Source organism: Capnocytophaga sp. oral taxon 878 (genome assembly GCF_002999135.1).
Classification (GTDB): Bacteria; Bacteroidota; Bacteroidia; order Flavobacteriales; family Flavobacteriaceae; genus Capnocytophaga.
Map to the genome: position 1 here is coordinate 914,046 of NZ_CP027229.1, position 22,145 is coordinate 936,190.

A 22,145-nucleotide genomic window follows, 5' to 3' on the forward strand; every position below is an offset into this window, starting at 1 on the left:
TTTATTCTCGTAATATTATAAGCTCTCCGCTTGAAGTGAATTTAACCAAGCGTGAGGGCTTTTTTATATCAGTTTCATTTTGTCGAAAAGGCACGATATAGTCGGCTTGAGCAAGGATAGCAGGACTGATAGCTTTGAAGAATTGTGGAGTAGGTTCACCACTAATATTAGCAGAGGTAGATACAATAGGTTTGCCGAAATTAGTTATTATTTGCTGGCAAAAGTGGTCGTGCACGATACGAATAGCCACAGTATTATCGGAAGCAATGACATTTTGCGCTAAATGAATAGGGTTATTGTAGATAATAGTGGTAGGCGTGGTGATAGTTTTGAGGTAATCAATAGCTTTTTGAGGTAGTTCAGCAACATATTGCTGTAACATTTCGGTATTATTAACCAAAATAATAAGGCTTTTGCTTTCATTTCGCTGTTTGATAGTGAAAATTTTAGCAACAGCATCTGGATTGGTAGCATCGCAACCAAGCCCCCAAACGGTATCGGTAGGATAAAGAATGACTTTACCTTCAATTAAATATTTGTTAATAAGATGGCTATCTGACATTAGTTTTGTAATTTTGCCGCGAATATACAAAAAAATATGCTGACAGCAATACTTTCTTTTTTTAAAAGCTTTTCATTTTTCAAAGGTATTATCAAAACCATAGCCGTGCTTATACCTATAGGCTTAGGGTCATGGTTCAATAGAATAGATATAGGCGTGCCTATTGCGCTAAGTGTAATAGCTATTTCGCCGAGTGATATTCCTGGTAATAGAGGACATTTATACGGAGGGCTTTTAATAGCTACCCTATTAGCAATAAGCAGCAGTATATTAGTGAATCTGACAGCTCCTTATGAAGCACTGTTATTGCCTACTATATTTGTACTTACTTTTATAAATGCGTATATTTCATTATATGGACAGAGAGCTACAATGGTTTCGTTTGCGGGATTATGCGCTATAGCTACTACTTTAGCACATTTACAAACAGGATGGGATATAGTGTTATATGCCTGCTATATACTTATAGGAGCTATATGGTATAGCTTTTTGGCATACTTGCTGGTGAAGATACGCCCACGTTTGTATAGTGAGCAGCTTTTGGGTAAGTGTTTTGCTCTTACAGCAGAGTTTTTTGCTGTACGCGCAAACCTTTTATTGGCTACTGATAGAACTCAAGGACTTAAAAAACTTATTAACCTACAAACAAGCCTTAATGAGAACTATGAGAAGTTCCGAGAAGCGGTGTTGGACTCAAGAAGTAAATCGGGAAAAACTGATTACCTACAAAGACAGTTTTTGATCTTTATTGAACTAGTAGATATTTTTGAACTGGCATTGGCTAATCCTGTGCAATACGAAAAAGTAGATGAAGTTTTTGGACAACATAAAGAATGCTTACAAATATATGTAGCGTTTATTAAGGAACTATCAGCACAGCTACAACTGATGTCGGACTACATAGGTTCACGTAAAGAAATTAAATTGAGTAATTCATTAAAAGACCTCTTGCAGCAAATGAGGAAAAAGAATGAAGAGCTTAAAGCTGCTGCAGAAGAGCTAGGAGAAGATAAGGAACGTTGGTTAATGCTTCGGAATTTCTACATATATATTGAAAATCAGTATCATTCTATCGAAAATATACGATTGATATTCCAAAACTATTATAATAGTGATGCAGGGGTACGTGATGAGAATACTTACCGGAAGTTTGTGAGTTACCAAAATTACTCATTGAAGCGACTTAAAGACCATATTTCATTAAAATCAACGTTTTTTAGACATGCTTTGAGACTTTCAATAGTAGTATTAGTAGGGTATATTATTGGTGATATTTTTTCTATTAACAATGCATATTGGATTATACTTACTGTTTTTATTATTATGCGACCAGGATTTGGCATCACTCAAGAAAGGTCTCTACATAGGGTATATGGTACGATTATAGGTGGTGTAGCCTCATTTGGAGTAATATACCTCCTACCCTACCCTAGCTTGTATCTATATATAGCTATATTGTGTATGCCTATTGCTTTCGGACTTATTCAGGAGAATTATATGTATGCTTCAATATTTATCACTATTACAGCTATTTTTATTTTTACACTTATAACTCCTAATATCTATAACCTAATTTATGATCGCTTATTAGATACAGTAATAGGTGTAGGACTATCTGTAGGAGCAAATTATCTCGTTTTTCCAACATGGGAGCATAATACCTATAAAGATGTACTAACTAAATCAATAAAAGCTAATATTGCATATTTGCAAGAAGTAAGAATACTATTTAACACTGAGAAAAGTATCAATACCCCTTATAAAGTAGCACGGAAAGAAGCTGTTCTTGCCCTATCTAACCTTAATACTACCTTTCAAAGGATGTTACAAGAACCTAAATTTATGCAAAGTAGCAATCCTTCTGTGTATGGTATTATTGTAATACAACAGTCATTTTTATCATCAGTAGCTTCATTTGGCATTAGGCTGAACAGCAAAAAGACAACTTTTCCTAAACAAGTATTTAATGAGGCTATTGATAACTTAATAGTATTTTTACAGTACTCATTAGAAATTATTATAGGACAAGAAAAATCTCCTTCACCTAATTATAAACTGGCTATCAAACAGCTTAATGAATCGGTGAAGGAGATTATAACAAATTCTCAAGAAGAGAATAATATTGTAATATCAATGCGTGAAACTCAGTTTTACCGAGAGCAGTTTAATTACCTATTTAGTTTGGCAAAGAACCTAGAACACGCTCTAAAATCAATTAAAAATAAAAGCTAATATTATAATTGTTCTACAAATAGTACTGCATCTTGAACAGAAACTATTTTTACCATAGTATTTGATGGAATACGCTCACCATTGGTCATAGCCTCAAGCTCATGTACAGTTCCTCTAACACTAAGCATTATTTTTCCAATTCCCTCTTTATGTGCAGGAATAGGCACATATACTTCAGCTGTTTTCCCAATAGTTTCAATAATTTTAAATGTATTATCTTCTGAAAGTCTCATCAAAGTCCTAATAATAAGAAAGAACAAATAAACAAATAATACTCCTACTGCAATTGATAAAATAATAAGTAAAATTTGGTTAGTAATGATATGATAAAAGGAAATACCTGTCCAACTAAAACCTAACAAAAAATTCATTAAGTTGCGAAAAGAGAATAACTGAAAAGGAGTATCACTACCATCAAAATCACCATCAAAATCAGCTGAAGTTCCATCAGTAGCATCAGACCCTACAAAAGTTAATACCATTTGAATAAGGAAAATAAGAGTGACAGGGATCGCTACTAGCCAAAATCCTTTTAGTAATACATCAAGATTATTAAAAATTTCCATATATCAATATCTAATTTGAATTACAAGGTTTATCTAATGTCTTTAGGGTCTACTCCTGATATAATAATAGCTTGACGTATATCTGCAAAAGTTTTTAAATTAGGTTTATTCTTAACCAATTCAAAATTACTTCCTTTTTTAAGAAAATAAATAAGGTTAGCTTGTCCAGCAAAAGCTGTAGGTCTAATATTATCTATTGAACTTCCTTTTTTCAGTGCTGTAAAGAAATTACTATATTGAGTTACACGCTCTTCAATCTCTTTTCTTTCCTGATTAAAATCATATACTACAACACTCCAATCTTTTGCATCTAAACGCTTTAGGTTTAGTTTTACTCTATCTACTATTTCTTCTGAACATAATTGAGAATTAAACTTTTTCAAATCAGCTATAAAGTTATTTGTAAGCTTGGCATTTGTAGCTTCAGGACGTGGTGTATTTCTATTATGACGCACTATAGTTTTAGAATTGCGCACCTGTGGCATATCTATTAGTGGTGTTTCTGTCCTATTAACAATAGGTGTTGGAGTACTTATTATTTCAGGTGTAATAAGTTTCTTAGCAGGTACTTTAGGCTCCTTTCTTTCTGTTTTAGGAGTAGGAGCAACTATAGTCTCTACTATTGCAGGAGCTTCCTCAACCATATTAGCCTCTTCCTCTTCCCTACTTTGATTGATTATTTGTTGTAAATCATTTTGATAGGCTTTTAGTTCATTTTCTCCTCCTTTTAAGTAGGAACTTAAAAGACTATCAACCTGTTCACTATTATAGGCAGAATAGTCAAAATTTTTAAGAAAGTTCTCCCATACTGCTTTTTCATACTCAGGACGTAAGGTTTCAGTAAGATAATTACGCTTTTTAGCTTCTGATAAAAAAAGAGTTCCTTTAGGGTCTGCATGAGTATCTTTCCAATGAGCAACTTCTGATAAGAAGAAACGTGCTGGCGAAATCACTTCTACTTTAAGCGTATCTTTACTCCCTTTCTCAACCATTTCAGCCAAAGTATTTAATTGTACTTTACTAAGTGAAAGAGTATCCTTACCTTCTTCAGCAAAATCAATAATTACTTTAGTTTCATTTAAAGGAAAAGTCTTTTTTAAACTGATATATAAATCATTAATTTCATAGGTACGTTCATCAATATTAGTCAAAAAATAAATATCCTTAATCTTACTATCCGATGAAAATGCTACATAAGCCTTTACAGGATCTTTAAGCATAGGAAATACAAACCAATAACCTATTCCTACCAAACTCAGTACAAAAATAACTATTGAAGCTATTTTTAGCCAGAAAAAACGTGAATTATGTACTGGTACTACATCTTCATCGTCTTCTTCAATATTATCACCTACAACTGCTAGCTGTTTTGTATTTGCCATTTTCGGACTCTCAGAAGCTATCATTTGTGGATTGTAATTTTTAGAAGCTACTTCAAAATTTACTTCTCCACTTTTTGTAATACTAATCATTCGCTCAGTAGCTTGATTTTCAAACTCAAAATGGTATAAGTTCTCCGGCAATACTATTTCAATGGGTGAATCACTACGAAGCGCTTTGCTAAAAACAATCCCATTAATTTTTAAAGCAATAGATACTACTTTATTTGAAACAATTGTAAAATGATATTTTTCAAAAGGTATTGAGATTGCAACTCTATCATCAATCATATAGTTACTTTTGAAAACAATACCATTATAACTAAGATTAAAAATATTGTGTGCCTCCTCTCCTTTCAGCATAAAGTATCTACCTTTACTATCTGAATAAAGCTTTGCCTTAAAGTTACTACTTTCCAAAGACAAGAAAGTAAGATACTTTTCAAACTCACGCTGAGGTGTCTCTACATATACTTTAAACTCTTTATCAGCAAAAGTAATATTATCTAATGCATAGTTATCTTGTAATTTCTTAATATAGCCCTTCTTAATACCTTTTTTTACTGTATCTCGAAAAGAAAACATCTGCTGGTAACGTGATTTTTCTAATAATAACTCAATAGAATCATCATCCGAGAAAATTTCGTTAGCATAAGTAGCACTCACATCTTTTCCATTTTTCATAAAGGCTAAAACCTTTACATTATCCATAAGCAAAAAACGTGAGGTCCCTGAAGCTGTAGCTTGTGTAGCATTTGCATTTTTAACAGTAGCATACTCAGGAAAAAGAAAATCGATACTATAAGCACGAGGGTCATCCACAAATTCTTTCCTTAAAAATACAGCTTCTTGTAACTCGGTAAACTCAGGTCGATAAGGCATATTAAAGTATTTATCTACCTCGTATATATCTGCGTAAGGAAATACTTTAGGTGAATAGGGCAACTGTAATAAACATGGTTTTGCTTCAGGGTCATCAGTAAGTTGTTTCTCATAACCTCTCAAAAGATTGAAATAAGGAAAAATATCTTCCTTCTCATTCATTAAAGGTGTGTTATTATCATAATTAATATGCTCAGCAAAATACATATCCATCAATAGATTCAGCACTTGCCTTACACCACGCCACTGCAAATGATGAGGTATATACAATGAAATAGCTATATATACCCCTGTTTGCCCATTCACCTCTCGCGAAGATCTATATTGGGTATATATTTTGTAGCTTTGCGTGAATTGTAGCATATAAAAATCAGCACGAGGTGTGTGAATACGCAAAAAAGCACTAATATCTTTCAGCCTATCTTTTACCTCTTGTGATTGAAAATTCACCCCTTGTGATGCCAACACTTTGCAGCCTTGCTTGTAGCCCCAAATAGTTAGCCCTATGGTATTTATCTTAGATTCCATTGATTAAATTGTTTTAAGAAACTTGCTAAATTGAGCGACAAAGATACAATATATTTTTCTAATGTACAAATTTTTAACAATAAAAAAAGTACCTACAAAAGAAAAACCTTGTAGGTACTCAAAAATTATAATTGATATGAACTATTTACATATTTTTTAAGAAGATTAATTCTCAGCAACTTGTTCAGTAGCTTCAGCTTTTACTTCTTCTACTTTTTCAGTAGGTTTAGCCTCTACTTTCACCACCTCAGCAGCTACTTCAAAAGGAAAATCTACTACTACTTCACGATGCAAACGGATAGCAGCGGTATATTTACCAGTACGTTTGATAGTATTACCAGCAATAGAGATAAATTTCTTATCAATATTATGTCCTGCTTTTGCTAGTTCTGTAGCTATATCAGCGTGATTGATAGAACCAAAAAGTTTATCACCAGCTCCTACTTTAGCAACAATCTTCACAGTCAATTGCAATAGTGCTTTAGCAGTATTTTTAGCCTCATCAATAATATGTTGCTCTTTGTAAGCTCTTTGTTTTAAGTTTTCAGCCAACACCTTTTTTGCTGAAGGAGTAGCCAAAATTGCAAGCCCTTGCGGGATGAGGTAATTACGCCCGTATCCGTTCTTAACAGTAACTACGTCGTCTTTAAACCCTAAATTATGTACGTCTTGTTTTAATATAATTTCCATATTTTCTACTCCTTGTTATTATTTTAATAAATCGGCTACGTAAGGCATTAATGCTAAGTGGCGAGCACGTTTCACAGCTGTAGCTACTTTACGCTGAAACTTCAACGAAGTACCTGTAAGTCTGCGTGGCAATAACTTACCTTGTTCGTTCACAAACTTCAAAAGGAAGTCGGCATCTTTGTAATCAATGTACTTGATACCCGATTTTTTAAAGCGACAATACTTTTTTTGTTTTGATGTGTCGATGTTTAGTGGAGTAAGATATTTAATATCTCCTTTTTTTTGTTCTACTGCCATTTTCTTACGCTTTTTTAGTGTTTAACTTAGCTCTTCTCTTTTCTGCCCACGCTATAGCGTGCTTGTCCAATTTCACTGTGAGGTAACGCATTACACGCTCATCACGACGGAACTCCAATTCAAAGGCATTGATAACTTCACCAGCTACTTTAAATTCAAAGAGGTGATAAAATCCGCTTTTTTTGTTTTGAATAGGGTAAGCTAATTTTTTAAGCCCCCAATTCTCTTTTGATACAAATTCTGCACCCCTTGAAGTAAGAAAATTTTCAAACTTTTCTACTGCTTCCTTTATCTGTGTCTCAGATAAAACGGGATTCAAAATGAAAACAGTTTCGTATTGATTCATAAATATGAAATGATTAAATATTTGATTTACGGCCGCAAAAGTACAACCTTTTTTTAACACAGCCAAATATTTCTCAATAATTTTTTACTATTTTTTCTCTATAGCCCACTTATCATACTGATATACAGGCACCTTTTTATCTTCAAAAACAATCTCTTCTAAACTACTTTTTATCTCATTAGCTTTGCCTACTATTATAATACGCATATTTTGCAACATAAAATAGGCATTAGCTACTCGCTGCACATCCGCTGCGGTAACAGCACTTATATTAGCTATGTAGTTCTTATAAAAATCATCAGGTAATTGCTGGGTACGAATATTAATAGCATAATTAGCTATTGTCTGGGGGCGTTCGGTAGCCATTACAAACTGACCTATGTACTGAGCCTTGGCTTGTGATAGCTTCTCTGCACTCACCTCTTCGTTTTGTATACGCTTAATCTCATTTAGGGTTTCAATAATAGCAGGAGCTGTAACAGCATTTCCCACTTTAGTTTTGATTGAAAAGGCTCCTTTTGTCCATTTATCAGTCTTAAATCCTGAGCTTGCTCCATAAGTATATCCGTGTGCTTCTCGCAGGTTCATATTAATATAACTACCAAAATCTCCACCTAATATATTATTAGCCACTAGCATCGGAAAATAATCAGGATGGTTTATCTGTAGTTCTATAAGGTTTGTAAGGCGTATTTCCGACTGCACTGCTGTAGGCAAATCAATCAAATTTATTTCAGTCTGTGCTACGTTTGTTGGCTCTAAAAGTGTTTCCAAAGGGGTATTTACAGCTTTCCAATTTGCAAAACTGTTATTTACCAAGCGTACTACCTCATCAGGGTTTATATCTCCTGCCACTACTAAATAAGCGTGATTAGGCTGAAAGTGTGAATGGTAATACTCATACATATCGGTTAAGGTAAGTGCCCCTACAGTCCTTTCAGTAACATACTCACCATAGGGGTGTGCCGTAGTATAACGAAGGGCTTGTAGCACTCGTTTCATAATCACCTCGGCATTATTTTCACCTGCTTTCAAACTTTGTATAATGCGTGCTTTCTCTCTCTCCATCTCTTCTTCTTCAAAATTCGGATTCAGAGCAGCATCAGCTATCAGTTCCAATACACGAGGAAAAAACTTCGAAAGGGTTTGGGCGTATACTCCATTGGGCAGTATATTTATATTCACTGCCATATAGTCTATCTCTTCATTAAAAGCCTCTTTGCTCACATTGGCCGATCCATTACCTACCAATAGTGATAGTAAGTCGTATACTCCTTTTTTATCTCCTTCAAGAGTAGGCTGGTCGTCTAGTAATAATCGTAAAGTTACTTGTGGCAACCGGTGGTTTTCTACTATAAGTAGTGTAAGTCCATTGGGTAATATATGGGTTATGGGGGTACCTAAATTAATTAAAGGTGCTGCCCCCGATAAAGGTTGTTTCATCTTTTATTCTACCTTCTGTAATTAAATTCAATTTCTAAAAACACTCAATATTGTCTATTTATACCGAAACAGAAAAACCTCCTGTTCCTATAACCTTTTTCAAGTAATAGCTAATTACTAATTTCCATAGGTAAGTAATCCAATTCCAAGCGGCTGTTCTTATCCAAGTATTTTTGTGCAGCCACACGAATATCTTCCCTGCTAATATTCTTGTAAATATCAATAGCCTTGTTTATAATATCAGCATCTTTAAAAAAAGTGTAGTTATCTGCCAATGAAAGGGCTATGCTTTCCATACTAGTCAGTTGGCTCACAAAGTTTGCTTCTATTTGGTTCTGTAGCTTCTCGTACTCGCGTTCACTTATCAACTCTGTTTGCAGACGCTCTATTTCTTCATCCATTTCTTGGGCTAATGTTTCAAGGCTTACCCCATCCATAGGTAATGCTCCCATAATGTACACACCATAATCTTCCTGTGCGTCCGAAAATGCCAATACTTGCAAAGCTGTTTGATGCTCATCTATCATCTTTTTGTAAAGCCTAGCGCTCTTCCCATCTGTCAGAAGGGTCGAAAGAAAATCAAGCGCGTATGAGTCTTTATCCGCCATTGCTGGGGTGCGATAAGCATATAATTTAAGCGGAATTTGTATATTAGCATCGTATTCTGTTGCTTTAATTGTCTCTCTAATAGGTGCTTCTTCTATCCTTGTGCGCTCTATTGCCTTGCCTGTGTTAGGAATGCTTGCAAAATATCTATTTATCCACTCTTTGGTCTTTCCAAGTTCAATATCACCTGCTACTACTAGTACTGCATTATTAGGATTGTAATATTTCTGTTTGAAGGCAATAAACTCTTCCAAAGTAGCAGCATCTAAATGCTCTATTTTGCCTATAACTGTACCCGAGTAAGGATGTTTCTTAAACAGATACGGATTAATAGCATCTCGGTACATTACCCTTCCGTAAGGCGCATTATCTATGCGTTGGCTCTTCTCTTCTTTCACTACCGAGTTTTGTGTCGATACCCCTATTTCATTAATCACAGGGTGAAGCATACGCTCCGCTTCCATCCACAATCCTAATTCTAAATTATTTGAGGGGAACACCTCGTAATAATAGGTTTTATCGTGTGTTGTGAAGGCATTATTATGGCCTCCATTAGCCGATACTATATCAAACCACTTGCCTCGCTCTATATTTTTAGTCCCTTCAAAAAGCAAATGTTCAAAAAAATGAGCAAATCCCGTACGGGTAGGCTCTTCATCTTTAGCCCCTACATGGTACATAACTCCTATGGCTACCACAGGGGCATCATTATTTTGGTGTAGTATAACGTGCAAACCGTTGGGTAGGTCGTATTCCTGAAATCTTAGTTTTTCCTGCATAATAAATCAAGAGGGTATCAAGTAATCCCTGATACCCTCCTTTATAATAAATAGTTATTTCTATAAATGTGCGTTGATAAGTTCTTTGATCTTAGAGTCTGAAGGGCGTGGCGCATTTATGTTAATTATCTTACCTTCTTTATCAACCAAAATAAAACGAGGAATACCTGTTATGTCATATTTTTCAAAAAGAGCAGGTGCATCACCTTTTAGATAAAGCTGTACTCCTCCTAATTTCTCTCCCTCTACAAAGCCTTTCCAAGCTGCTTTATCTGTATCTATTGATAAGCTTACAAAAGTAATATTCTTATCTTTATACTCCTCTTCCAAAGCCTGCAAAGCTGGCATTTCTCCTCTACAAGGGGTACACCAGGTTGCCCATATATCTATATATGTCAATTTCCCTTTTAAGTTCTCGTAAGTAACAGTATTACCTTGCATATCTTCTCCTTCAAAGCTAGGAAATTCTTTCCCTTCTTTTAGTCTTTCAATTACTGCCAAGCGTTTTTCTAAGTCTTCCTTACCTGCAGCATCCTTCACATTTTTTCTTACGATCTTAATAAGTTGGTCATTTGTCTCAGGTGTATTAATTACCGATATTGCCGAAATTAATGAACGTGAAAGCCCGCCCCTAATATTTTCCGATTTTAATGAATCAATATGTTTAACAATATTATCCCAAGGATCTAAATTCTTTTCTACCGAAGCCTCATACTTATTGTACAAATCATCCATTAGCAATTCTTTATAATACCTATGTATCTCAAAATCTTGTGATAAGTCTTTATTAAGCCTCTTAAGTTCATCCGCCATTTCTTTAGGCAGCTTAACTTCCTCTTTCTTCAATTGCTTATGAGCGCCTTCATACAAACTCTTAATATAAAGCATTTCATAGTTTATCGACTTAATTTCCATAGTAACAAACCCCTTTGAGAGTTCTTTTTCACTATTCAATAAGTCCAAAAACTGTTTGCTTAAAGCTACTACATCTTGTCTAAACTCCTCAGGATTTTTAGAGAAAAGAGTTGTCAAACTCTCTTGAGCATCCAGATGGATTACCTCCTTCTTTTGCAAATAATTATTGATAGCAGTATTATCTCCTCCAAAAGTAGTATTAACACCTTTGCCAGTAAGGTCGATATCTACATTCACTTGCCCCCCTTTTTCCAAGTAAACCGGTAGGTTAATACCGTACATAGGGTTCGTGATTGAATAGTAATAGTAGTTGGTAGCTACTCTTAAAGTATCACGAAAAGTCCCATCAGGTTTCACCTTTAAATCTACGTTTAAATCTCCCCCTATAACCTTAATAGGGACTCCGTTATAGCCGTCTATTTTACCCGACAGCACAATGTAATCAGCTCGTTTTGAACAAGCTATAAAGCCTAAAGTGGCTAATGATAGGATAAATAGTTTTTTCATTATGTTGTAAATAATATTTTTCAAGCTGCAAAGATACAAATATTTATTAATTAACAATAGAATCTCAAACATTTTTTTCACATTTTATTAAGTATCCTCCTTCTCCTACTCCCCGCCCCTCTCGCTTCCCCCTCCCTCCTATCACTAATAATTAACTCTTAAAACATATTAATTCATTAGCAATCCTTCAACACCACACCTCCTTCACTTTCCTCTTGTCATTCCTCTACCGCAATAACACAAACCATTCTAATACAACACATTACTCCCCTACCCTACCCCAATCTTCAGTATAGGAATCTTATAGGATGAACGAACCTATAACGAAGGATAAACGAACTATAAACGAAGTATAAGCATTACTTTGCTGAATATCAGCCGATTTACCCCCAAACAACCCCTTTAACAATTTCGCAACAAAATCATCAAAACATTACATTTTTCTCATTCCCTCTCCCCCCTTATTTTTTAATATGAATTGCTACTTATCAATTATTTTTCTACCTTTGCAACTCTAATCATTCATTATTATGAACATAACAGACCGCCTTTTAGCCTTAGCCGACCTCCCCTACCGTGATTTTAACTCCGCTCTCATACCCACAGTCCATAAAGACCGTATTATCGGAGTCCGCACCCCTGCCCTACGCTCATTAGCTAAGGAAATAGCCAAAACAGAACCCCAAACCGCCAAAGCATTCCTCCAAGCACTACCACACTACTACTATGAAGAAAACAACCTACACGGCTTTATTATCGAGCAAAACAAAAATTTTGAAGAAGTTATACAACTCATCCAAGACTTTTTACCTCACATCGATAACTGGGCTACTTGCGATACTTTCGCCCCCAAAATACTCCTAAAATACCCTACCGAAACACTTCTATACATCAAAAAATGGCTACAAAGCACCCAAACCTACACCGTGCGATACGCTATAGGATTGCTGCTTTCCAATTATTTAGACACCGAGTTTAAACCCGAACACTTATCTTGGGTAGCACATATCCAGTCCAATCAGTATTATATTAATATGATGATAGCTTGGTACTTTGCTACCGCTTTAGCCAAGCAGTACGAAGCAACCATCCCATATATCGAAAACAAAAAACTCTCACCTTGGGTACAGAATAAAACCATACAAAAGGCAAGAGAAAGCAAAAGAATTCCTCCCCATATAAAGGAATATTTACTACACTTCAAATTACCCTCTGTGCAAAAATAAAGTGCGAGCCATAAGCTCGCACTTTAGCATTTGGTATTGGCAAGGCAATAAGTTTAATTACATAGTTTATGTGTGTGTCCCCCTTTCCAAGCGTGAGAGAATCTTTTGGTACAAAACATCATCTTCAGGCGCATAAGTAGCCAATGACAAATCCGCTGTCGCTACCAGTGTCTCCATTAATTTATGAGGAATTACAGGGGTTTCAAAGCCCATTTTTTCTCTTACTAATAAGTAACAAAATATCTCGTAAGGATATAAGTCTAAACAGCAAAATTCAGTATCAATCACTTTGTTGCTCATTGCCGAGGAGCGAATAAGATGATTGTCGCAAGCCTCTATCAATAAAGGCATTAACTCTTGATTCGATTTTTCAATATTCACTAATAATCGAACGTAAATACTATCCTCATTATCAAAATATTTTTCCAAAGAGGTAAAGTCTTTTCTGTACAGCAAGTAAAGAAAACTTGTGTGAAAAGAATGTCTCACCATTGTTGTTTTCTCATACCTTAGAAACTCTTCAAATTTTGCCATTATAGTCTCCAGAATCTCATCCTTGCCCAAAAGCCAAGAAATTCCCACTGTACCTCTGTTCATCTACTATTCTGGCTACAAGTACAAAGTCTTCAAACAGCCAAGTAATAAGTTCTTACTGCTTGCCTTCTTATTTTACATACACAACCTTTTCACCCTCCTCAATAACTATCAAGTTAGACTCTTCTACAGAAGCTGGAAAGGGAAAACTATTAATAATAGTTTCATCCAATCCTTCTTTTTCTTTTATAAAATCCTCTGGGGTAAGTTTTTTAGTATAAAGAAGAATTATTAAAGCAAAAACATCATATATCATTGAAGCACATACATTAGGGGGTGTTTGTCCATCAATTAATGTAGAGGTAACATACAAAGAAGTTTGTTTCATTGAATTAACAGCAGCCCTAAACTTAAGAACAGTATATTTCGTATCCTCTGTATTAAAAATGTTTTCCTGAAAATATAGTTGTTCTGGTTTCTTTTTTCTTAACCATAGCCCAAAAATATAAGTATATTTATCATTTACCCATATTTTTTTAGGAACTAAGAATTTTTCTTCTATGTAATTCCATACATACTCAATAAGTTTATATGAGATTTTAGGAGTATCTCCTAAATCCTTTTTCCAGACATAAAAATCAATTTCAAATTTCTGATTCATATTTAATAATGTTTAGCTTTTACTTTTGTAAATTTTTTTGCGCACCTAAGCAGGGGCGACTCCTTGGGGTATTGTTCACATAAAGGAACATTATATTATTCTATAATATATTTGCTACTTTCTATACTCGCAGGATACGGGAATGTACTTATAAAATTAAAATCCAAATACTCTCTTTCTCTTACAAAATCATCTATAGAGAGTTTTTGGGTATAGGTTAAAACAATAGACGACAGAACATTATAAAGCATACAAGAAAAAATCCTTATATCCATATCTTTACTAAGTTCTCCCGAGGTAATAAAAAGGGTTGTGTATCTACTTTCTTTGGAAGTAGAAAATTTCGGAGTAAGGTATTTTGTTTTTTCTGTATTAAAACAATTTTCTTGAAAAAAAACATCTTCTTCTTCCATTTTTTCAATAACAATTGAAAAATGATACGTGAATTTATCATTTATCCATATTTTTTCAGGAACTAAGAACTTTTCTTCTATATATCCCCAAATATATTTAACAACTTCGTAGGAAACAAAAGGAACTATATCACATTCCTCTTTCTCAATATTAATGTCAATTACAAATTTCTGATTCATAGCTAATTTATCGTAACCAATGTTTAAACTCACTTGTTAATTTTTTCTCTTTAAGTAAAGATATCATTTCAAATTGAGCTTTAATTTCATTTTGAACCAAAGCATCTTGAAATCCTTCTTTTGATAAAATATCCTTATCTTCATCTTGTAACATTATATCAATTACATTTATAATTGATTGAGAAACTCTAAATTCAAATCCTCTTTCACCTGACTGACAATAGATTAAAATTTCATCTAAAGAAACTATTAACTCAAACATTTCTTTTTGATGACAATCTGTTTCATCGAAATAATATGTTTCATCTATCTCATAGAGTTTCTCTCTCCACAAATTAATTTTACTCATATCAATTTGTTCCTTCTCATCAACAAGATTCCACAAGTAACTTATGATTTCATTAATCAATGAAACCTCTTCATCGGTCAAAAAAACTTGAATATGATTTTTACACCTTTGATATAAAACCTCACAAAACCAACTACCCCAAAAAAGTAAATCATTTTCGGGTATTTCTGAGGTTTTTTCTTCTATTTCTTTTGAATACGAACTAAAATCTTCATATATTGACTCTGAAAAATTTTCTTTTATTTCCATACTTTTGTTGAACTTTTTTATTATACTTACCTATACTTCTGTGTTTTGAGTAATGTACTAAAACGCATATTACTTACCAGAACAAACACAAACCCATACAAAAACAGAGCATCTACCAAAATAAAACTATTGTATTAAGATTTATTTGTAAACTCTTTATCAAAAACCTCTTTTAAAGGTAATGATAGAATTATATCCAACTTTTTCTTATTAGGTTTAATAATCTCTCCTGTTTGTCCATTAACCCAATAAGTATTATTCAGAAAGTATTCTCCTGTTTTATGATTATACAAAATTGTGCTTGCTGAAAATATATAATATCCATCATAGATGATATTCAAATTAACTTTGATCTTATTCTTTTCAGTATGTTTCTCAAAAAAGTATTTTGCAAAAAGATCTGCAGCCTCATCTGTATTTATCCTATTCTTTTTTTCTTTTTGTTTGTACTCTTCTGTTCCAAAGCAGAAAAAATCTTTGGATACTACTTTACAAGAAAATACACAGAAAAATGTAATTACAGCTATTATTCTAATCAATTTGTTCATAATGTTTTATGCAATATTATTTATTAGTATTAAAAAAACTTTTAAGTGTTGGAATAAAAATATGATATTTATCTTTCTCTTATTTTTTAGCTCTATTAGACTCTCGTCAGACAGTTTATCTTCTATTTTTATATTTTATAACATTCGTATTTTACTATAATGAGCTTGTAGCTCGTACCTTATCAATAAGGATTTTAAAAATGCTTCTCTTTAAAGTACAATATTTTGAATGTACTAAAGATTTTCTTGATACATTACCAACTTGTAATAGGTCGGTGTATATTTCCCCAAAAAGAAGCTACATATTCATTGTAAAAACACAACTTTGTTAGATTATCTCCTTCAATACTAATTCCTAAATCAGGGAGTACTATCCAATGAGCGTGATATAATACTTTTTCAGTGCTTATAAGTCTTTTTATATCTTCTTGAGTATTCAAATCATAATCCTTTACAAGTATTTTATCAAATAAGTGAGGTGTTTTTACATATATGCTACAAAGCACCTGATTGTAAAATTCAAACAATAAAGAAGCACTTTCCAATATCTTCTTTCCTCCTATTCCTTCAATAGGCGTCGAGGTAAGGTTATATTCCTTTTTAAAACTCTCTATAGTAGTATCAAACACATATTGATTAACAGCTTTAAAAGGCTTCAATTCCAAGACGTTAGAACACCTCAGCAAGCTATCCTCTATCAGTTTATTTTCTTTTGGAACATATAAATCTACTAACGAACTATCAAAAACTAATACTTGTGCAAAGATTTTATTTTTAAAATCAATGTACAACGACAGCTGTAAGTTAGGATAAATATAGAAGTCTCCATCTATAATAGGCTTTTCTTGTGTAATGGTATCAAGAGTAGCTACTGTAACCACTTTTCCATATACTTCAATCTCTTTTACATCACGAACAGAAATAGTTTGAATACGTTTGTTTTCTATTTCAAAGAAAAATGTAAAAGCTTTACTTTCTAGTTTTGTTATATCAGAAAAATCTCCCACTTGAAATGTATCAATCTTCCCTTTTTCAATATGAATCATAGTCTATGTTTTAATTGTATATTCTACTGCTAAATGTTTTTGGATTTTAGAGTTAAGTTCTTGTTTTGTTAGCTTAAATCTATGATTTTACCTGATGCCTATATCTCCGTTCTTGTTTTGTTAATTTACTCATTATATTAATATACTCCCCTATTCCTTATAACTAATTTTATACAGATAGGAACATACATCGTAATTAAAATGAAATACTAACGCACCAACCTCCAATAGTATGATTTTATCACTCATTGTTTCTTTAAATCTCCATTCTATCTTACACTTTTCCAATTCCTTTATAAAAGCATCTATGCCATTATTCTTTACTTTATGTTCTTTAAAAAAATAAAAGGTATCATACATCTCAAGAAAGATATTTGAAACAGTATCGCCATAAAATAAGATTTGTATTCTTGAATGCTTGTTTATACAAACGAAAACACATTGCAAATCCAACTCATAAGTACTTTCTATATCATATTTTATATGATTCTCAGCCAGATAAGCAAGCATTTCTTCTCTTCCCATATAACAATCATTATATGTCAGAAAATGACGTTTTTCTATCAAATCAAACAAATCAATCATTGATCACTATTTTTTGAATATTGTTTTATTTCTCTTACTTTTTTCAACTATTGTCTATCTTGTTCCTCCTCACCTATGTGAATCGCTCTTTTGAATATTGCTTTATTGCAGAAGTAAGTTTCTCTATAGTATTACAAATTTGTTTTTCACTAAATAGTTCCTCTACTTTTAGCAAATTTGCTGCTACTTCCTCTTGATAAGAAAGTTCTTTTATTTCTTCAAATCTTCTCTCTGGATATAGAACTTTTAAAATATAGAAAAAGTCAAAGGAAACCTTTTTCTCTAATAGTTCTTTTGTTGTAACTGCTATTGATAAAACACCTTTCTCTATTGAAAAATTAAAGATAAGCCCTACTTCTGGATGGCTACAGGTTAAAGATGAAAACAATAAACCTTCTTCTACAATTTCATTCCTATACCCTTTATCATATAATAGGCTATATTCTTTACCTATTTTATTTCTTATATGTAACATCATTCAAAAATATAATCTTTTTCCCATTACAACTAATGCCTTTTGTAAAAGCCAAATGAATGGCAAGCTTACTACTCTCCAATATATATTCGTACAGATTGCTATAGTTCTCAAAATTACGCTCTAATATATAAAAGTTCTTATCATTCAGTGGCACATAAAACGCCTCTTCTACTTTTTTAGAAACCCCATACGAAGCCTCCTTTTCATTAGGTATGGTAACAGAAATAGAAAACTCAAATTCTTTATCCGAAGGGTAGCGCATTGCTCGTTTAAAGATGCCTATTCCATTAGTAGAGCGTAAAGTTACCCTTATCAAAAGCCTCCAATCCCCTAAATCTGCAACATTAATCCCCGAAATAACAGTTTTTACATACTCATTTAATCCCTCTCGCACAGAATCTATATCCACATCCTCACTCAAACGAGGAATTTCAACTTGTAAACAAACTTTAACTTTTTCATCCATAACTTTTTCTATTATTGTCAGATAGCAATCTTTAACCAACAGCTACCCCCTAAACTAAAAAATTCTCATTCTTTTCTCATTTTTATTACCAATCTCTCAAAAATTGCCACCCCCTATATCACTTTTTGGAAAAAAATATAATCCATTAATAATCAGACTTTTTGGCAACTAACATACCCCACACTCTTACCTCTTACCTCTTATCTTTCACCTACTTTAAACGAACCTATAACGAACTATAAACGAACTATAAACGAAGGATAAGCGTCAAAAATCTGATTATCAGCTATTTCACAACCAAACCTTCTCTTTGAAAAAATCGCAACAAAACCACCCAAAAACTACATTTTCCTCATCCCTCTTATCTCTTTGCTACCTCCTACTGTATTCTTTAGCTACTTTATACCCAACATCATTCAGATATAAATCCTTGTATTACCTAATTAAGAAAAAAGACACTATTCCTTTTAATCCATCTATATCCGCAAAAAAAGCACTTCTTGGCATTATATTTTTAGTACCCAAACCCATACATTACCATGAGCCCTCCGATGTACCATCAACTTTAAAATTAATATCATCAATATTTAAGTTCTCTATCAATGGTAAGTCCAAAACTTTCTTGAAAAAGAATTCATATCCACATTCTCTATTATCAACATCAGCATTCAAACTATCTCTAAAACCTAAAATATCAACCGAATAATTTCCTTTAGGAATTGTAAAATTATCATCCACACCTATTCGTTCTTCTTTAGGCGGGAAGTTCAAATAATAATCCGGTTTCCAATTCATTATAGCATAAATATCACTTATTATAACATTTTCACTCTCTACTCTAAAAGGAAATGATAACAAGGTTTTAAAAAGTTTCCATTCAGGGGCTATTGCACTCTCCTCTCCCAAATTAACAATTATTTTATAATCCCAAATCTCAATAGTGTAAATAGGCAATATAACTCCTTCATTTATAGCTGCATTACCTACCTCAGGGTTCTGAATAAAATAATCCAAAAGGTTCGCATCTTTTATACCTTTTGATTGCACAAAATTATCTAAAACAAGAGGATCAAAAATAACCATCCCTTGCATATTCAATGAAATCTTTGTCTTATAAAACATATTTTAATAATTTTATCCTTATTTATTATTGCTATGAGCGTTTTTTCCTCACTCACAGAGTTGTAACTCATACGCTATCAAGCCAGCTCAAAAAACACCTCTCTCTACCCATAACATTTCAATATATACATAAATAAAATTAGCAAATGAACCACAATCCGTTCATTTGCTAATCTACTAATTTTCAAACATACTGAACACACAGCCCCCATACTTTTTAGCTTCCGAAAAATGTGGCAACTCCGATAAGTCTGTTCTAGATGAATGTTCTATAATAAGAGTACCATTCTCAGCAAGAAGATTGTTGGCAAAAACAAGCTCCGCTATAAGCCTAAATTTCTCTATAGGAAAGTCGTACGGAGGGTCAGCAAAAATAAGATCAAAAGGCTGTGTAGTACGTTTAAGGTATTCATACACATCACCTTTCAGAGCTGTAATATTATAGTCCAGTTCACGTGCCGTTTTGCTTATGAACTGCACACAGCCGTTATGACTATCAATAGCCACTACCGAGGGGCACCCTCTACTGGCAAACTCATAACTGATATTCCCCGTACCAGCAAAAAGGTCTAATACCACAAGTTCATCAAAATAATAGTAGTTGTTAAGAATATTGAAGAGGGCTTCTTTGGCGAAGTCAGTAGTAGGGCGTACAGGCAGTTTAGCAGGTGCAATAAGTTGCTTGCCCTTGTTCTTTCCAGAAATAATCCGCATAAGTCTATGATTTTTAAGGGCACAAAGATATTAATAAATACATTAGTAACCAAAAAAACTTGTAGGTTCCATAAAAAGTTGTACTTTTGCACTTCAAAACTATCACGTATGATTACTTTGAATTTTATATGGAACTCTAACGAAATACTCGCCACCATCCCCATTCCCTTTTTAGGCATTGGCGATTTTCAATTGCGCTATTATAGCTTAATGTTTATAATTGCTTTTAGCTTAGGTTGGTTTCTCACTAAAAAAATATACCTCAACGAAGGTAAAACCGTAGCACAGCTCGATACTCTGTTTGTATACACAGCCGTAGCTACTTTAGTAGGGGCCCGTTTAGGCGACTGCTTCTTCTATAACTGGGACTATTTTAAAGACCACCTTTTGGAAATCTTCCTCCCTATAAAAGAAAAACCAGGCGGGGGCTGGGAACTTACAGGCTTTTCAGGCTTAGCAAGTCACGGGGCTGCTATAGGTATCATCATCGCAATGATATTGTATGTACGCAAATACAAAGATATTAGCCTCTCTTGGATATTGGATCGTGTAGTCATTCCTATCACCATAGGCGGAATGTTTGTACGTTTTGGTAACTTCTTTAATTCCGAAATTAATGGCAAAATAGCAAGTAACTCCTACCCTCTTGGAGTGAAATTCGTACAAGGTGGAGCCCTATCAGCACGTAAGGCTATGGAAATTACGGAACAAACCGACCCTCAAGCCGCTTACAAACTCATAGTTCACGATCCTCGCTACACCGATGTACTAGCCTCTATCCCCTACCAGCACCCAGCTCAGCTATACGAAGCTTTTGGCTATTTCTGCCTTTTCTGGGTATTGTGGTATGTGTATTGGAAAACCGATAAAAAACAACAGCCTTACTTCATCTTTGGTATCTTCTTAGTAGCTTTATGGAGTATCCGTTTTCTAGTCGAGTTTGTAAAAGAAAGTCAAGGAGGCTTTGAAAACACCTTAGGTTTACTTTCCACAGGCCAATGGCTTAGCATCCCGTTCATTATAGCTGGCTTTTATTTATTGTTTAGAAAAAAGGAGTTAATCGTTAAGGATTAAATGAAAAAGCTGTACATTATAGCGGGTTGTAACGGAGCAGGTAAAACTACGGCTTCATTTACCATTTTGCCTGAAGTGCTAAATTGTAGAGAATTTATCAATGCCGATGAAATAGCAAAAGGACTATCGCCTTTTCAGCCTGAAACTGTAGCTGTACAAGCTGGTAGAATTATGCTCACCCGTATGGATGAACTACTCCACCAAGGAGTTGATTTTGCCTTTGAAACAACCTTAGCTACTAAAAGTTACAAACAAAAAATAATAGAAGCACAAGCCAATGGCTATGAGGTTACATTATTGTTCTTTTGGTTGCGGAATGTAACAATGGCTAAAGAACGTGTTGCCCAACGAGTCGCAGAGGGAGGACATAACATTCCCATTGAAACTATTGAAAGAAGATATTATAATGGTATCATTAATCTGTTTAATCTCTATATAGATATTGTAGATATTTGTCAGATTTATGATAATTCAAGCGGAGTTTGTGTTCTTATAGCAGAAAAATATAAAGAGGAAGAGCTTGTATGCTATGACATAGATACTTATAATAAAATTAAAAACAGCTATGAAAGATAGAAATACAGAAAAACAGCTATTTCGAGAAAAACTTTTAAAAGGTTTATCACTTGCTTATGAGCGAATGATAGCTGAAAAACGCAAGAACAAACAGAAAGTAGTAATCTGGAAAGAAGGTAAAATCGTAACAATACAACCATAATGAGGTCTTCTAAAAAAAGCCTCTTTGCTTAGTAACAAAACCTTCTATAT

At 33.6% G+C, this 22,145-nt stretch carries 25 protein-coding genes; 5 read left to right on the plus strand and 20 right to left on the minus strand.

What is annotated here, in order from left to right:
- Position 1: 1 nt before the first annotated feature.
- Positions 2-562: an L-threonylcarbamoyladenylate synthase gene (locus C4H12_RS04110; protein ID WP_106097805.1), complete on the minus strand. Its 561-nt coding sequence runs from the start codon at positions 560-562 to the stop codon at positions 2-4.
- Positions 563-598: 36 nt separating this feature from the next.
- Between C4H12_RS04110 and C4H12_RS04115 the strand changes: the two genes are divergently transcribed.
- Positions 599-2,794: an FUSC family membrane protein gene (locus tag C4H12_RS04115; protein ID WP_106097806.1), complete on the plus strand. Its 2,196-nt coding sequence runs from the start codon at positions 599-601 to the stop codon at positions 2,792-2,794.
- 2 nt (positions 2,795-2,796) lie between these two features.
- Here C4H12_RS04115 and C4H12_RS04120 read toward each other — a convergent pair whose 3' ends face one another.
- From C4H12_RS04120 to C4H12_RS04155, 8 genes are all read right to left on the minus strand, one after another.
- Positions 2,797-3,360 carry an NfeD family protein gene (locus tag C4H12_RS04120; protein WP_106097807.1) on the minus strand — a complete coding sequence of 188 codons (564 nt, stop codon included), beginning with the start codon at positions 3,358-3,360 and terminating at the stop codon, positions 2,797-2,799.
- 29 nt (positions 3,361-3,389) lie between these two features.
- Positions 3,390-6,149 (minus strand): hypothetical protein, encoded by a 2,760-nt coding sequence (locus C4H12_RS04125; protein WP_106097808.1) that lies wholly within the window; start codon positions 6,147-6,149, stop codon positions 3,390-3,392.
- Positions 6,150-6,314: 165 nt separating this feature from the next.
- Positions 6,315-6,839 (minus strand): 50S ribosomal protein L9, encoded by a 525-nt coding sequence (rplI, locus tag C4H12_RS04130; protein WP_106097809.1) that lies wholly within the window; start codon positions 6,837-6,839, stop codon positions 6,315-6,317.
- A gap of 18 nt (positions 6,840-6,857) precedes the next feature.
- A complete protein-coding gene (gene rpsR / locus C4H12_RS04135; RefSeq protein WP_002671374.1) occupies positions 6,858-7,136 on the minus strand; it encodes a 30S ribosomal protein S18 in 279 nt (92 codons plus the stop codon).
- A gap of 4 nt (positions 7,137-7,140) precedes the next feature.
- Positions 7,141-7,482 (minus strand): 30S ribosomal protein S6, encoded by a 342-nt coding sequence (gene rpsF, locus C4H12_RS04140; protein WP_106097810.1) that lies wholly within the window; start codon positions 7,480-7,482, stop codon positions 7,141-7,143.
- 87 nt (positions 7,483-7,569) lie between these two features.
- Positions 7,570-8,925, minus strand: coding sequence for a pitrilysin family protein (locus C4H12_RS04145; protein ID WP_106097811.1), 1,356 nt, complete (start codon positions 8,923-8,925; stop codon positions 7,570-7,572).
- A gap of 110 nt (positions 8,926-9,035) precedes the next feature.
- Positions 9,036-10,310 carry a pitrilysin family protein gene (locus C4H12_RS04150; RefSeq protein WP_106097812.1) on the minus strand — a complete coding sequence of 425 codons (1,275 nt, stop codon included), beginning with the start codon at positions 10,308-10,310 and terminating at the stop codon, positions 9,036-9,038.
- A gap of 60 nt (positions 10,311-10,370) precedes the next feature.
- The gene (locus C4H12_RS04155) at positions 10,371-11,732 is read right to left on the minus strand and encodes a TlpA disulfide reductase family protein (protein WP_106097813.1); all 1,362 of its coding nucleotides are present in this window, start codon (positions 11,730-11,732) and stop codon (positions 10,371-10,373) included.
- 530 nt (positions 11,733-12,262) lie between these two features.
- Between C4H12_RS04155 and C4H12_RS04160 the strand changes: the two genes are divergently transcribed.
- Positions 12,263-12,958, plus strand: coding sequence for a DNA alkylation repair protein (locus tag C4H12_RS04160; RefSeq protein WP_106097814.1), 696 nt, complete (start codon positions 12,263-12,265; stop codon positions 12,956-12,958).
- Between the two features lie 66 nt (positions 12,959-13,024).
- Here the strand turns inward: C4H12_RS04160 and C4H12_RS04165 are convergent, their stop codons facing one another.
- From C4H12_RS04165 to C4H12_RS04215, 11 genes are all read right to left on the minus strand, one after another.
- Positions 13,025-13,492: a hypothetical protein gene (locus C4H12_RS04165; RefSeq protein WP_129588205.1), complete on the minus strand. Its 468-nt coding sequence runs from the start codon at positions 13,490-13,492 to the stop codon at positions 13,025-13,027.
- Positions 13,493-13,622: 130 nt separating this feature from the next.
- Positions 13,623-14,153: a hypothetical protein gene (locus tag C4H12_RS04170; RefSeq protein ID WP_106097816.1), complete on the minus strand. Its 531-nt coding sequence runs from the start codon at positions 14,151-14,153 to the stop codon at positions 13,623-13,625.
- A 95-nt stretch (positions 14,154-14,248) separates the two neighbouring features.
- Positions 14,249-14,746, minus strand: coding sequence for a hypothetical protein (locus C4H12_RS04175; RefSeq protein ID WP_129588206.1), 498 nt, complete (start codon positions 14,744-14,746; stop codon positions 14,249-14,251).
- A gap of 7 nt (positions 14,747-14,753) precedes the next feature.
- Positions 14,754-15,344 (minus strand): hypothetical protein, encoded by a 591-nt coding sequence (locus C4H12_RS13750; RefSeq protein WP_174688416.1) that lies wholly within the window; start codon positions 15,342-15,344, stop codon positions 14,754-14,756.
- A 134-nt stretch (positions 15,345-15,478) separates the two neighbouring features.
- Positions 15,479-15,892, minus strand: a complete 414-nt coding sequence (locus C4H12_RS04185) for a hypothetical protein (protein WP_106097818.1) — start codon at positions 15,890-15,892, stop codon at positions 15,479-15,481.
- Between the two features lie 254 nt (positions 15,893-16,146).
- Positions 16,147-16,938 carry a hypothetical protein gene (locus C4H12_RS04190; RefSeq protein ID WP_106097819.1) on the minus strand — a complete coding sequence of 264 codons (792 nt, stop codon included), beginning with the start codon at positions 16,936-16,938 and terminating at the stop codon, positions 16,147-16,149.
- A 150-nt stretch (positions 16,939-17,088) separates the two neighbouring features.
- Positions 17,089-17,523 (minus strand): hypothetical protein, encoded by a 435-nt coding sequence (locus C4H12_RS04195; RefSeq protein ID WP_106097820.1) that lies wholly within the window; start codon positions 17,521-17,523, stop codon positions 17,089-17,091.
- Between the two features lie 73 nt (positions 17,524-17,596).
- Positions 17,597-18,001: a hypothetical protein gene (locus tag C4H12_RS04200; protein ID WP_106097821.1), complete on the minus strand. Its 405-nt coding sequence runs from the start codon at positions 17,999-18,001 to the stop codon at positions 17,597-17,599.
- Positions 17,979-18,467 (minus strand): Imm9 family immunity protein, encoded by a 489-nt coding sequence (gene imm9 / locus C4H12_RS04205; RefSeq protein WP_106097822.1) that lies wholly within the window; start codon positions 18,465-18,467, stop codon positions 17,979-17,981. The genes C4H12_RS04200 and imm9 overlap by 23 nt, the downstream gene beginning before the upstream one ends.
- Positions 18,468-19,001: 534 nt before the next feature.
- Entirely contained in the window at positions 19,002-19,589 is a 588-nt protein-coding gene (locus C4H12_RS04210; RefSeq protein WP_106097823.1) for a hypothetical protein, read from the minus strand.
- Positions 19,590-19,766: 177 nt separating this feature from the next.
- On the minus strand, positions 19,767-20,303 hold the full coding sequence (locus tag C4H12_RS04215) for an RsmD family RNA methyltransferase (protein ID WP_106097824.1): 537 nt from the start codon (positions 20,301-20,303) through the stop codon (positions 19,767-19,769).
- 108 nt (positions 20,304-20,411) lie between these two features.
- Between C4H12_RS04215 and lgt the strand changes: the two genes are divergently transcribed.
- Genes lgt through C4H12_RS13685 form a run of 3 tightly spaced genes read left to right on the plus strand, consistent with a single transcriptional unit; the run spans position 20,412 to position 22,095 of the window.
- Entirely contained in the window at positions 20,412-21,377 is a 966-nt protein-coding gene (lgt, locus tag C4H12_RS04220) for a prolipoprotein diacylglyceryl transferase (RefSeq protein WP_106099420.1), read from the plus strand.
- Positions 21,378-21,953, plus strand: a complete 576-nt coding sequence (locus C4H12_RS04225) for a zeta toxin family protein (protein ID WP_106097825.1) — start codon at positions 21,378-21,380, stop codon at positions 21,951-21,953.
- Positions 21,943-22,095 carry a hypothetical protein gene (locus tag C4H12_RS13685; RefSeq protein ID WP_164997589.1) on the plus strand — a complete coding sequence of 51 codons (153 nt, stop codon included), beginning with the start codon at positions 21,943-21,945 and terminating at the stop codon, positions 22,093-22,095. Before C4H12_RS04225 ends, C4H12_RS13685 begins: the two co-directional genes overlap by 11 nt.
- Positions 22,096-22,145 lie beyond the last annotated feature (50 nt).

Excerpts from the sequence above, each read along its gene's own strand:
- C4H12_RS04110 (WP_106097805.1), bottom strand. The coding sequence starts at position 562 with ATGTCAGATAGCCATCTTATTAACAAATATTTAATTGAAGGTAAAGTC.
- C4H12_RS04115 (WP_106097806.1), top strand. The coding sequence starts at position 599 with ATGCTGACAGCAATACTTTCTTTTTTTAAAAGCTTTTCATTTTTCAAA.
- C4H12_RS04120 (WP_106097807.1), bottom strand. The coding sequence starts at position 3,360 with ATGGAAATTTTTAATAATCTTGATGTATTACTAAAAGGATTTTGGCTA.
- C4H12_RS04125 (WP_106097808.1), bottom strand. The coding sequence starts at position 6,149 with ATGGAATCTAAGATAAATACCATAGGGCTAACTATTTGGGGCTACAAG.
- rplI (WP_106097809.1), bottom strand. The coding sequence starts at position 6,839 with ATGGAAATTATATTAAAACAAGACGTACATAATTTAGGGTTTAAAGAC.
- rpsR (WP_002671374.1), bottom strand. The coding sequence starts at position 7,136 with ATGGCAGTAGAACAAAAAAAAGGAGATATTAAATATCTTACTCCACTA.
- rpsF (WP_106097810.1), bottom strand. The coding sequence starts at position 7,482 with ATGAATCAATACGAAACTGTTTTCATTTTGAATCCCGTTTTATCTGAG.
- C4H12_RS04145 (WP_106097811.1), bottom strand. The coding sequence starts at position 8,925 with ATGAAACAACCTTTATCGGGGGCAGCACCTTTAATTAATTTAGGTACC.
- C4H12_RS04150 (WP_106097812.1), bottom strand. The coding sequence starts at position 10,310 with ATGCAGGAAAAACTAAGATTTCAGGAATACGACCTACCCAACGGTTTG.
- C4H12_RS04155 (WP_106097813.1), bottom strand. The coding sequence starts at position 11,732 with ATGAAAAAACTATTTATCCTATCATTAGCCACTTTAGGCTTTATAGCT.
- C4H12_RS04160 (WP_106097814.1), top strand. The coding sequence starts at position 12,263 with ATGAACATAACAGACCGCCTTTTAGCCTTAGCCGACCTCCCCTACCGT.
- C4H12_RS04165 (WP_129588205.1), bottom strand. The coding sequence starts at position 13,492 with ATGGCAAAATTTGAAGAGTTTCTAAGGTATGAGAAAACAACAATGGTG.
- C4H12_RS04170 (WP_106097816.1), bottom strand. The coding sequence starts at position 14,153 with ATGAATCAGAAATTTGAAATTGATTTTTATGTCTGGAAAAAGGATTTA.
- C4H12_RS04175 (WP_129588206.1), bottom strand. The coding sequence starts at position 14,746 with ATGAATCAGAAATTTGTAATTGACATTAATATTGAGAAAGAGGAATGT.
- C4H12_RS13750 (WP_174688416.1), bottom strand. The coding sequence starts at position 15,344 with ATGGAAATAAAAGAAAATTTTTCAGAGTCAATATATGAAGATTTTAGT.
- C4H12_RS04185 (WP_106097818.1), bottom strand. The coding sequence starts at position 15,892 with ATGAACAAATTGATTAGAATAATAGCTGTAATTACATTTTTCTGTGTA.
- C4H12_RS04190 (WP_106097819.1), bottom strand. The coding sequence starts at position 16,938 with ATGATTCATATTGAAAAAGGGAAGATTGATACATTTCAAGTGGGAGAT.
- C4H12_RS04195 (WP_106097820.1), bottom strand. The coding sequence starts at position 17,523 with ATGATTGATTTGTTTGATTTGATAGAAAAACGTCATTTTCTGACATAT.
- C4H12_RS04200 (WP_106097821.1), bottom strand. The coding sequence starts at position 18,001 with ATGATGTTACATATAAGAAATAAAATAGGTAAAGAATATAGCCTATTA.
- imm9 (WP_106097822.1), bottom strand. The coding sequence starts at position 18,467 with ATGGATGAAAAAGTTAAAGTTTGTTTACAAGTTGAAATTCCTCGTTTG.
- C4H12_RS04210 (WP_106097823.1), bottom strand. The coding sequence starts at position 19,589 with ATGTTTTATAAGACAAAGATTTCATTGAATATGCAAGGGATGGTTATT.
- C4H12_RS04215 (WP_106097824.1), bottom strand. The coding sequence starts at position 20,303 with ATGCGGATTATTTCTGGAAAGAACAAGGGCAAGCAACTTATTGCACCT.
- lgt (WP_106099420.1), top strand. The coding sequence starts at position 20,412 with ATGATTACTTTGAATTTTATATGGAACTCTAACGAAATACTCGCCACC.
- C4H12_RS04225 (WP_106097825.1), top strand. The coding sequence starts at position 21,378 with ATGAAAAAGCTGTACATTATAGCGGGTTGTAACGGAGCAGGTAAAACT.
- C4H12_RS13685 (WP_164997589.1), top strand. The coding sequence starts at position 21,943 with ATGAAAGATAGAAATACAGAAAAACAGCTATTTCGAGAAAAACTTTTA.